Origin of the sequence: uncultured Mucilaginibacter sp. (assembly GCF_903913935.1) — a bacterium.
Lineage (GTDB): Bacteria > Bacteroidota > Bacteroidia > Sphingobacteriales > Sphingobacteriaceae > Mucilaginibacter.
On sequence record NZ_CAIWNH010000383.1, the window covers coordinates 1 to 11258 of the forward strand.

The 11258-nt window shown below is 43.7% G+C and carries 7 protein-coding genes; 2 read left to right on the plus strand and 5 right to left on the minus strand.

Annotation, left to right across the window (positions count from 1 at the left end; genetic code table 11):
* Positions 1–179: 179 nt before the first annotated feature.
* Together QZY09_RS15405 and QZY09_RS15410 are read right to left on the minus strand one after the other, a co-directional pair.
* Positions 180–1388, minus strand: a complete 1209-nt coding sequence (locus QZY09_RS15405; protein ID WP_295673796.1) for a T9SS type A sorting domain-containing protein — start codon at positions 1386–1388, stop codon at positions 180–182.
* 93 nt (positions 1389–1481) lie between these two features.
* Positions 1482–1769, minus strand: a complete 288-nt coding sequence (locus tag QZY09_RS15410) for a hypothetical protein (protein WP_295673798.1) — start codon at positions 1767–1769, stop codon at positions 1482–1484.
* A 310-nt stretch (positions 1770–2079) separates the two neighbouring features.
* On the opposite strand from QZY09_RS15410, the gene QZY09_RS15415 reads away from it, so the two are divergent.
* Together QZY09_RS15415 and QZY09_RS15420 are read left to right on the plus strand one after the other, a co-directional pair.
* Positions 2080–2301, plus strand: coding sequence for a helix-turn-helix transcriptional regulator (locus QZY09_RS15415; protein WP_295673799.1), 222 nt, complete (start codon positions 2080–2082; stop codon positions 2299–2301).
* A gap of 597 nt (positions 2302–2898) precedes the next feature.
* Positions 2899–3999: a 3-oxoacyl-ACP synthase III family protein gene (locus QZY09_RS15420; RefSeq protein WP_295673801.1), complete on the plus strand. Its 1101-nt coding sequence runs from the start codon at positions 2899–2901 to the stop codon at positions 3997–3999.
* A 13-nt stretch (positions 4000–4012) separates the two neighbouring features.
* Here the strand turns inward: QZY09_RS15420 and QZY09_RS15425 are convergent, their stop codons facing one another.
* The 3 genes from QZY09_RS15425 to QZY09_RS15435 form a co-directional block, all read right to left on the minus strand.
* Positions 4013–4462, minus strand: a complete 450-nt coding sequence (locus tag QZY09_RS15425) for a KTSC domain-containing protein (RefSeq protein ID WP_295673803.1) — start codon at positions 4460–4462, stop codon at positions 4013–4015.
* A gap of 864 nt (positions 4463–5326) precedes the next feature.
* Positions 5327–7981: a ligase-associated DNA damage response DEXH box helicase gene (locus QZY09_RS15430; protein ID WP_295673804.1), complete on the minus strand. Its 2655-nt coding sequence runs from the start codon at positions 7979–7981 to the stop codon at positions 5327–5329.
* 130 nt (positions 7982–8111) lie between these two features.
* Positions 8112–10985 carry a pitrilysin family protein gene (locus tag QZY09_RS15435; RefSeq protein WP_295673805.1) on the minus strand — a complete coding sequence of 958 codons (2874 nt, stop codon included), beginning with the start codon at positions 10983–10985 and terminating at the stop codon, positions 8112–8114.
* Between the last annotated feature and the right edge of the window lie 273 nt (positions 10986–11258).

The window sequence follows — 11258 nt, forward strand, 5'->3', positions numbered from 1 at the left end:
AAGCGGCTTAAAAGAGACCCTTTTCGATAGTTTTCATTCAACAATGCTCGTTCTCCGAAATCAGCATTAAAATGCTACTGCAAGTTGGTTTATTTACTGTAAAATAAAAAGCCGCATCATTCGAATTTTGATACGGCCTCTCCAGGAAACAAATCAAACTTACCTATTATTACAAATTATTACATTTTTACAAAAGAGCTGCGGCCGACCAGTTTGTTATTACTGTTATTGGTTACGGTTATGATATAGGTTCCGGGCAATAAACCGGTGATGTTTTGCTGCCAGGTATCAGTTGCAGATGTCGCCATTTTGATAATTGAACCTGAAATATTTACTATTTTAATATTATAAACTGTTGCATCTTTTGATGTCATGGTTGCCTGAGCCCTGGTAGTCATCTTGTCTTGTGTTGATACCGGGTCAATAACGCTGTTAGCCCCGGCCTGGTGGATCGCAAGGTTTACAACATTGCTTGCGGGGTTGGGATAGATATTTATATTCCGTGTTATCGTGTTTATGCTATTTTTAAATTGAAGCATTACTATATTTGAAAAACTGACCGTACCACTTTGAAAAGCTATTTTTAACCGGTACAGATCAGTTGATATGGGCGGTGTATTATCGGTATAATTATAACGGCCGGCAGAAGTAGACTTGAGGGTGTCTAAAATTTGAAAGGTAGCTCCGCCATCGTCACTTCTTTCAACCGAAAACATTGTATTATTGGCCTCATTTTTGGCATCCCAGGATATTTCGGCTTCGGTGCCTGACTTTGAAGCATTGAAATCTGCCAGTTGGAACGGAGGTACCGGAGTTTGGCTTTGACGAACCACCACACAAAATCTGTAACTGCCAAAACTCGCGGTATCCGCTTTATTAATAGAAAAAGTATAGTTGGAATTCGCCCGAAGATCAAGCGAGTCTTTAAGGTAACTATCCATGAGCCAAACACTATAGGTGCCTGGCAATTGGTCCAATTGGGTTTTTTCAAGTAAAACCTGCCCGCTGTTTTTGGCTTCAAAATCAAGCCGGATACACACCTGCCGGGCTGGCAGTGGTAAAAGATTTATAGACAAAGGAACGCCATCACTTGAATAGCTGGCCAATCCTTCTCCGGAGCCCAAACCCGGCATATACTTTGCGTCCTCATTAAAATCATAGGTGTTTGACGCACCTGAATTAAAGCCAATCACTATATCATCGTAGTTATATTGATCAACATAAAGTTTAAGACGGAGTAATTTGGTTACACTATCCAGAGACGCATACCTCGCGGATCTGTTAACCGGTTGATGAGCATGTTTTAGGGTGCTTATGGCTCTCGGATTGATGAAGGTATGATAATAGGGGTTAAATATATAGGTTGAATTTCCCCTGGCCTCAGCCATTGAAAATAATAGGACACCCAAAAAACAAATTTTAATGCACGGTTTCATAACGTTGCTTTTTTAAGATTAGGTCATTAATAAAAACAATCAATTTTACGGCTTTGTTGAAACCGAAGGTATAGAAGCATTTATGAAAAACATGTAGTGGTTTGATTTACAAGCAGGAAGCGACAGAAAAAAAGCGTGCATTACAGCGATTAGTGCTGAATGTAAAAACGAACCTACCTGGGTTTGATACCACATAGGAACAACCCCTGCAGCCGGAACGAAGGAGCATTCTATGCCCCGCGTTACAATGGTAAATTTGGCCACAAGCAAGTGAAACAGCTTTTCATCAACGCTTTCGTCGGGTTGTGTCCGGATAGAATTAACAGCTGGCAAAATAGAGGGATAAGAGGTCGATAGTAAATTTTTTTAATTATTCAAGAACGCCTTGATTTTTTATAGGCTGATAGGAGAACTATAAATCGTAAAAAAGAATTACATTTTCGCCCCAAGTAAAAAACTGGCTATATCAAAGCTTGCAATATAAAATAACAATAAAGCTTATTCCTTACAATTTATTTTTGCCTAACCTAAAATTGACATTTCCGGTTGTGATAAAAAGTAACAACAATCATAATAAAAGGTGATTGGTATCACTTTTTATTTAAACAATGCGCCTTAATATTGGTGCCATAAAACACAACCAATGAGCACCACTAAAGAACAAGACTTTCTGAAAAAGCTGGGGTCAAAAATCAGATTACAGCGCAACGAAAAAAAGATCTCATTAAACCAGCTTGCAACGCAGTTTGGCTTCGAAAAATCAAGTATATCCAAACTTGAAAATGGCAAATCCAATTCTACCATATTAACTTTAATGAAGTTAAGCCATGCGTTAAATGTCCCCATGGAGCGCTTTTTCCATTAGGACCAGCCCGTCGGGATCAGTACCGGTTTAAGTTTCTGTTTTACCAGGTTAAAGCTATAGTATTGATACCGGATTGACAACCCGTTAATACACGCTGTTTTGCCGGGGAAAAACACCTTATGCTGAGAAATAATATGTTGATGCCTATGGATGATCAAAGCGGATTATACGTTACCTGAAAAGGTTTTCCGGGATTTTTTTTATTCTCAATAAAAGTCTTTTCGGCAGCATGGGCAGTAACAAACAGCAAATACTTAGAGCAATGGGTCACGCGGATTTACCAAAGTGAAGAATTCCGACTGTTGCAATAAAACCGCATTGTCTGGCCTTTGCAGTAACCAGGCACCAATTCATTTTTATTGGTGAACCATCGCCCGCTATGTTGCGGTTCAAAATGCCGGAGCAATTGCACCTGTATTTAGGAAAGCTTTGCCGCCGTTTGATTTCAGCATCGCTAAATACCCGCCGGTCCCGGTTATAAATATTTTAAACAATTGCATATATATAAGGCTAAACCTTACCTTTATAAAGCCTTAGTAAAACCTGTTAACCAGCTAAAAAACGGTGCAGACACCCTGAAGCAATTATATAAATCTAATGGACCAAAAAGAATTCCGACAAAAAGTTTATTCTGTTATTATTGGCAGCGGCAGCTATATTCCAACCCGGATCATCACCAATAACGATTTTTTAGCGCGTACGTTTTACGATGAAAACGGGCATAAATTAGCCAGGGCAACAGCCGAAATAATCCCAAAGTTCAGTGATATAACCGGGATATTGGAAAGAAGATATGTGACCGCAGACCTGGTGGCCTCGGACATTGCCGTACTTGCTGCGGAGCGTGCCGTTGGTAACGCAAATATTGATGCCGAAACACTGGATTTTATTATTGTCGCCCACAATTTTGGTGATATAAAAGAGGAAAACAGGAGGAGTGAATTTGTGCCGGCACTGGCGTCGCGCGTGAAACACCGTCTCGGCATAAAAAACCCCGACACGGTTTGCTATGATTTACCCTTTGGCTGCGCAGGTTGGCTGCAGGGAATGATCCAGGCAGATTTTTATATCCATGCCGGACAGGCAAAAAGAGTGCTGGTAATAGGGGCCGAAACGCTATCGCGCATTTGTGATCCTCATGATCGGGACAGTATGCTTTATGCTGACGGTGCCGGCGCTGTAATAGTGGAAGCGACAGAAAGTGAAAGCCCAGTAGGCATCCTGTCGCACAGCTCACATACCTATGCTGAACACGCTTTTATTTTAAGGATGGATAAATCTAACAATCCTGATTATTTACCCAAAGATCAACTGTTTTTGAAAATGCAGGGACGCACCCTTTACGAACAGGCATTAAAAGTGGTGCCACTTGTAATAAAGGAAAGCCTTGAAAAAGCAGCCGTCCCGTTTGACGGTATTGCCAAAATATTGCTCCACCAGGCGAATAAGAAGATGATGGAGGCCATTTTAAGGCGTTTTTATGATGAATTCGGCATTAAGCAAATACCCGAAAATATTATGCCCATAACAGTATCCTGGCTGGGGAATAGTTCCGTTGCCACGTTGCCAACGCTTTACAACCTGATTAGTAAAAACCAACTACCTGACCATAAGTTCACTAATGGGGATACCATTATGTTTGCATCGGTTGGCGCTGGAGTTAACGTAAATTCAGTGGTTTATAAAATACCCGGATAACTATTTATGTTTATCAGGCCGTGGCAACCAATTTGTTAATACTCCGGTAAACGTAATTATTAAAAATGTGCCTGCGCGCAAACCGGCCAGGGGAATCAGCATTTACAAGTTTGCGGTACACTTCTTTTGGCACGTCAAAATATTCATATACGTTACCGTCAGCAAAATGAATTTTAAGTACCTGGGATTGGTATTCAAAATCAAGTATTCCAGATGCTGCAGTAGTGTTGTTATATTCCGCAGCGGTTTGATTCCGGGTTTCTGGAGCGATGCTTACCAAAAAATGATAGGCTTCAATAATAGTTTTGCTCTTTTCTTCAGCAACCAGTTTATCTTCTTCACTGTGCTGAAATTTATCAGGGTGCCAGGTTTTCATTAAACTGCGGTAAACTGTTTTTAGCTCATGCAGCTCAGCATCCTTAGTTACATCTAACAATTTGCGGTAATCGGTAATTTTTTTCATGTTATCAATTCGTTAACTTATTGTCGTTGAAGTGATAGCAGATCAGATGACCGGGCGCCTGTTTCAAGGAAATAATTTTGCAAAGGTATGCTTTTTGGTCAATAAAAGCGAGCTAAAAAACCTTATAAATATAAATGGGGGCTTTATGCCACTTTTAAGGTGCGGACAAAAAAATAAAAACCCCCTCACTCTCGCAGCTTGGGGGCTTTAACCTAAACCTTATCACAAAAGACAAGTAGAGACTTGCCATATGAAGGAGTAAAATTACGAAATCTAATTTTAACAGCTGTGGTGTTTTTTAACCGGATTAGGGCGTTTTTTGTTTTTTGCGAATAAATTCTAAGAAATGCGCCTAAAAAATCGGCGAAATAGTATTATTCTCAATGAGCATATCAAATATTGTCGTGTTACTTAGTTGATTAATCAGACATGGGGGAACCCTGTTATTTTCTGGCGTAGATTGACTACTGTCAGTGTTATAGAAAACAATGGCAAATTTTAATAAAATAGCTTTTTGCATAAAAAGCTATTTGTTTTTTGAAATACAACTGTATGATCGCCTTATTGAAAAAGCAAATTCGGGTGGCTTTTATTTTCTTTTCCATCCCAGCATTTATTCATGCCCAAACAATAAAAATAGTTACTAGCCAGGCAGGCTACGAGGGGGTTTGATAACGAGGATGATGTCGACTTTAATCTCCCTTACAGCGACACAGGCAAAGATGCCGACTGGCGCCGGGCCGAGTAATGGCTGCCGCATACTACCTGGTATCTACTGGCTGTTGCGTTAAAAGATTAGTCACAGGTAATAACGGTTATTTTGTTTACGACTATTTCTGGGATGAATATGTTGATCGAATAGTATCAAAGCCCTTTTTTCCTGTTAATCCCCGGCTTCCTGCTTCTCCCTGCTTTCGGCTGTTCGTTCGTCACCACTTCATCCGCGCCGTAACTTCGGGCCATTTTGGCAATACGTTCTTCCAATGGCTCGGTGGTTAAGCGCTCCCGGCCCAGGCTGTCGACCATGATCGGGAAGGCGAAGGGGGTTGGGCGCTCAATTACTTTCAGGATAATATTTTGTTTGATGATGCGCTGTAGTGCGGCCCGCAGCCTGAATTCCTCAAGCTGGAAAGCCAGAGCCTCGTTATAGGCCTGGCGCACCAGTAAATTATCGGGCTCATATTCATTAAATACTTCAAAAAGCAGCGAAGTGGAGGCTTGTAAATGCCTGTTTTTAACTGGCTGTCCCGGGTAGCCGGTAAACACCAGCCCGCCAATGTGTGCGATATCCCTGAACCGCCGGCGCGCCATTTCATTGGCATTTAAGCTGTGCTGGATATCTTCCAGCAGGTTATCTATGGAGAAAAAGCCGGCGTCTTCCAATGCCTCTTCTATCGGGATGTCTTCATCTGCCAGTAATTCAAAGCCATAATCATTCATGGCGATTGAAAAACTGGCAGGTTTTATTTTGCTGATGCGATAGGCCAGCAATGAGGCCATACCTTCATGTACCAGCCGGCCTTCAAATGGATAAAATACCAGGTGGTGCCCGTCCGCCGTTTTGAATGATTCGATCAAAAACTCATGGCTCTGCGGCAAATGCGACAATTGCGACTGGAGGTCGAATAAGGGTTTTAATGCAATCACTTCTTCATCATTGGCTGTTCCATGGGCCACCTCGTCCAGTTTATCCCTAAACATCGCCGACAACTGTGAAGATAACGGCATCCGCCCGCCCATCCAGCTGGGGATCATCCCCTTGCGGGCATTTGACTTTTTCACAAAGGCCGTCATTTCTTTTAACTGGATAAACTCCAGGCTGCGCCCGGCAAACCAAAAGGTATTACCCGGCTTTAATTTCGAGATAAAAGATTCTTCGATAGTGCCGAGGCTACCGCCATGCATCAGTTTTACCCGGATGCTTAACTCGCTGGTGATGGTGCCAATGCTTAACCTGTGACGCATCGCAACGCGACGGTTGTTTACTTTGAACAAACCATTTTCGACTTCAACTTTTAAAAATTCGTCATATTGGGCAAGTGTTTTGCCACCGGTGGTAATAAAATCAAGCAGCTGGTTAAATTCGCTTCGTTTCAAATCAGCGAAAGCAAAACTGGTTTTTACCTCGTCGAACAATTCATCAGCATAAAAACCGTCCGACACGGCCAGTGTAACCATGAATTGGATCAGCACATCCATCGTGAGCAACATCGGGTCGCGGCTTTCAAAAATCTTTTTTTTGATGGCTTCCTTCAGCGCGGCGCCCTCCAACAATTCTAAAGAATGCGTAGGAACAAAATACGCCTTTGATATTGCCCCCGGGTGATGGCCGCTGCGGCCCGCCCGCTGCATAAACCGGGCAACGCCCTTAGGGCTGCCCACCTGTATCACCGTATCTACCGGACGGAAATCAACTCCCAAATCTAAACTCGAGGTACAAACTACCACTTTTAACGCTTCGGCATGCAGGGCCTGCTCTACCCAGTTGCGCAGTTCGTTATCTAGCGAGCCATGGTGCATGGCCATTATCCCGGCATACTCCGGGTAATTATCTAAAATGGCATGATACCAGATCTCCGACTGCGAGCGGGTGTTGGTAAATATCAGCGTAGTTACACTTTTGGCCACCAGTTCCATCACCTGCGGCAGCAGTTTTAACCCAATATGCCCCGACCATGAGTAACTTACAATATTTTCGGGAATGATGGATTGGATCACCAGCTTTTTATCAATATTGGCCCGCACCATTTTTATTTTTCCGGGCGGAAAATCGCTGCCAAGCAATACTTCGGCGGCTTCCTCCAAATTGCCTATCGTGGCGCTGATACCCCAGATTTTGAGTTGGCAGTGGGCAGTGGGCAGCGGGCAGTCTTTAGTTAGCTGTTGGCGGGTTGCTGTCGGCAAGCCGGAACCCGTTCCAGCAACAAACTTTTCCGTGCAAACTGCCAACTCTGAACTGCCAACTGAGCGAATGGCCTTCAGCCTGGACAATCCAAGCTCTACCTGAACACCTCGTTTAGTCCCCAGTAACTCATGCCATTCGTCTATCACAACCACCTGCAGGTTTTGGAATAACTTTGGATATTCCTTTTGTGCCATCATCAGGTGCAGGCTTTCGGGGGTGGTGAGCAGTACTTCGGGCAGTTTTCTTTTTAACGCCTGCTTTTCGGCGGCTGAAGTATCCCCGGTGCGGGTCATGATCCGCCAGGGCAGGCCGATCTCGTCGCACACCTCCTGCATAGCTTTTTTTATATCGTTGGTTAAGGCCCGCAGCGGGGTAATCCAGAGCATCAGCAGGCCATTATTGCTTTGGGATTGATAGTTATCCGGATGTTTATTGATAAATTCAGCTAAAAAAGGCAAAAACAGCGCAAAGGTTTTGCCGCTACCGGTAGGCGCATTCAACAAGCCTGAAAAGCCACTGAGATAAGCCTCCATCATCTCCTGTTGAAACGCAAACTGCTGCCAGTTTTTTTTCCGGTACCATTCCGCTATGACTTGCTGCCCTTTTGAAACCATTTAGAGTAATATACGATATTAACGCCAGTACCTGCAAATAACTCATGCAAATTCTCATTGATCGCATTATAAATAAAAAAGTCCCGCCAAATTACCGGCAGGACTTCCAATGTATTTGTTCGGAAAAGCGCTATTTCTTCTCCGGCAGTAAAATAAACTTAATAAGGTTATTGCCGCTTAAGTATTTATTGGCGGCTTCTTTGGTGCTTTGCGGGGTTACTTTATCCAGGTCGCCAACGTGCCTAAGGATAGCATCCGGGTCCTCGCTGTTTTGGGAACATGCGCCCAAATACCCTGCCCAGAAAATATTCTCTTTTAACTGCACCTGTGTCGACCGGGCGTCGGTTACCGCGAATTTTTGAATATCCAGTGGCACCGCACCGTTTTGTTTGATCTTGCTGATCTCGTCGACCGTTTCGGCAACCAGGCTGTCAACATTAGCAGGGGCGCACTCAAAATAAACGGTAAAGCTGTAGCGGCCATCGGGTACTTTTTTATAGCTGGCTTTTACCCCTGGCGAATACACTTTGCCATCTTTTTCGCGCAGGCGCTCATTAAGTTTTATCTGCATAATAGCTTCCAGGGCATCAACCTGTACGTTGTCGTCCTCATTATAATCATAGCTGCCGCTAAACACCAGTTCAACGGTGCTTTTATCGCCTATTCCTTTATTAACAACTTTTTTAAGCTGTCCTGCAGGTGGATTAAGATCTAAAACCTTGTAAGTTTCTTTTTTGTTTGTTGCCGGCAATCCGCCGAAATAGGCTTCAAGGTAAGGCTTTACCTGATCTACCGTAAAGTTGCCCACCAGGGTAAATACAAAGCCGCTGGCATCGGCAAACCTTTCCTGGTAAAACGCGTAGGCCTTGTCAAGGCTGGCATTGGCAAGCAGTTCCGGGGTAACTACCATGCCCCTGATGTTGTGTTTACTTAAAGTTGATGATATGGTATCTGAAAAAATGCTTCCCGGATCGAGGTTGCGGGTGGCCAGTACCGATTTGGTCTGGCTGACGTTAGAATCCCAGATATTCTGATCCTTCCTCGGTTGTGTAAAATAGAGGTAGATCAACTGCAAAGCTGTTTCAAAATCCCGCGGCGACGCGCTGGCGGAGATCCCCTGGGCCACATCACTGATATAGGGTGAAACCCTAACATTTTTGCCGCTCAGTTTTTTATCCAGCTCGGCCTGGGTAAAGCCGGCGATGCCGCTGCCGCTGATAATATCAGCAGCCATACTGGCCGAGGTATAATCCTGATCGCTGGCCAGCGAGGTACCGCCAAAGGCGTACCCGTTGATCAGGATCTGGTCGTTTTTAAACTGCGTTGGTTTTAATATCACTTTTACGCCGTTGCTCAACATCAATGTGGTTGTGCCAATAAGGCTATCAACCTGGGTACTTACCGTTTTTCCTGCAACGGGCAATTTTTCAAGTAAAGGTTTATCGGTGGTATAATCGATATATGGTTTTAAGCCCTTCCCTGCATCTGCTATCCAGGTGAGCAATGTAGCTTCAGTTGGCAATTTGTCTTTGTCCTTATCTGGTGCTTCAACAATAATCACCCTATTTTGGTCGCTCACAAACTTTGCGGCCATTGCATTTAGCTCGGCCAGCGTTATCTTCCCGATATTGTTGATGTAATAATTATAAGCAAATGATACCCCCGGAGTAGCACCGCCGGTTAAAAAGTTTTGCTGGTATTGTCCCACAAAATAGGCCGACTGTGTTTTATCCCTTTCTTTATAGGCGTTATCAACCCCTAAAAGGGCGTTTTGTTTGGCCCGTTCCAACTCAGTTAAGGTAAACCCAAATTGGCGAACACGTTCAGTTTCGGCAACTGCAGCTTTAATAGCTGTTTCCAGTTCGCCGGGTTTTGCTACCGCGAGTGTTGTAAACGCATCTTGTCTGCCGGTAAAAGCCCCATAAGCCGACTGTCCATAAAGAAATGGCGGGTTGGCTTTTTGCAACAATTCGTTCAACCGGTCATTCAGCATGGCATTGAACAATTGGATGCGGATGTTCTGCATATAATCAGCCGATGTTTTGATGATCGTTTCGGGATGTTTTACAATGATCTCCGCTAAAGTATAAGGGAACTCCTTATCTGTTGCTATTTTAACAACCGTGCCTGTTGTTGGGGGTACAGAATAATAGTTCCTGGGTTTTTCATTTTCCGGATTTTTTAAAGATGAAAAATCATTTTTAATGAGCGCCAAAACCTGTGCAGGATCAAAATCACCCACAGCAATTACGGCCTGAAGGTCGGGGCGATACCAGTCATGGTAAAAAGAGGTGATCGCTTCAGGTTTAAATGTTTTGAGGATATCTTCCTTACCTATGGGTAAGCGCTGCGCATAGCGTGAGTTATTGAGCAATACCGGTAAGGTTTGGTTCCGCAAACGTTCTTCGGCATTTTTACCGCCGGCTCGTTCTTCCTCAAGCACAACACCCCGTTCGTCGTTAATTTCCTTTGGGTCGAAGGATTGATAGGCGGCCCAGTTAGCGAGGATGTTAAACCCGTTTTGAAAAACTTTTACGCTATCGGTAGGTACCGGGAGCTGATAAACGGTTTCATCAAAACTGGTATAGGCATTCAAATCAGCGCCAAATTTAATGCCCGATTTCTGCAAATAATTTACGAGGTCATTTTTGGGGAAATCGCGTGTGCCGTTAAAAGCCATGTGCTCGGTAAAATGCGCCAGGCCCTGCTGGTCGTCATTTTCGAGGACCGAGCCTGCTTTGGTTACCAGGTACAGCACAGCCCTGTTTTTGGGTTCACTATTTTTACGGATATAATAAGTTAAGCCATTGGGCAGCTTGCCTTTTAATACCTCCGGGTCGAGTGGCAAACCACCACTTATTGGCGCCGCCGTAGCAGCTACTGTTTGAGTTGTTTTTGCTTTTGCGGGCGCAACGGTCTTTTTTTTCGCCTGCTGTGCAGATATTCCGCCGGCCAGTAATAGAAAAGATAAGGCCGCGATTGAAAATTTATGGGTAAAGTTCATTTTTAATCAGGTAATTATAAAGTTCGCTAAGATGCAATTAAAAGGTGATTTCACCGATGTTTTGAGGTGATTTCGCCGATTTTTTGCGATTTCATCGATTGTTTTAAGATGATGACAGGGATTACTATTTTATGATTTCACCGATTTAAAGAGTTGTGGCGGCACAAAATCGGTGAAATCATTCCCAAATCGGTGAAATCATTAAAAGTGATACCTCACAAATGCCTCCATAGCCTCATACTCCGCCATGCCCAGTTTATCATAATTTTGGGC

What these genes read in the sequence shown, in the direction of transcription:
- QZY09_RS15415 (WP_295673799.1), top strand. Translation starts at nt 2,080, where the DNA reads ATGAGCACCACTAAAGAACAAGACTTTCTGAAAAAGCTGGGGTCAAAA.
- QZY09_RS15425 (WP_295673803.1), bottom strand. Translation starts at nt 4,462, where the DNA reads ATGAAAAAAATTACCGATTACCGCAAATTGTTAGATGTAACTAAGGAT.
- QZY09_RS15405 (WP_295673796.1), bottom strand. Translation starts at nt 1,388, where the DNA reads ATGGCTGAGGCCAGGGGAAATTCAACCTATATATTTAACCCCTATTAT.
- QZY09_RS15420 (WP_295673801.1), top strand. Translation starts at nt 2,899, where the DNA reads ATGGACCAAAAAGAATTCCGACAAAAAGTTTATTCTGTTATTATTGGC.
- QZY09_RS15435 (WP_295673805.1), bottom strand. Translation starts at nt 10,985, where the DNA reads ATGAACTTTACCCATAAATTTTCAATCGCGGCCTTATCTTTTCTATTA.
- QZY09_RS15430 (WP_295673804.1), bottom strand. Translation starts at nt 7,981, where the DNA reads ATGGTTTCAAAAGGGCAGCAAGTCATAGCGGAATGGTACCGGAAAAAA.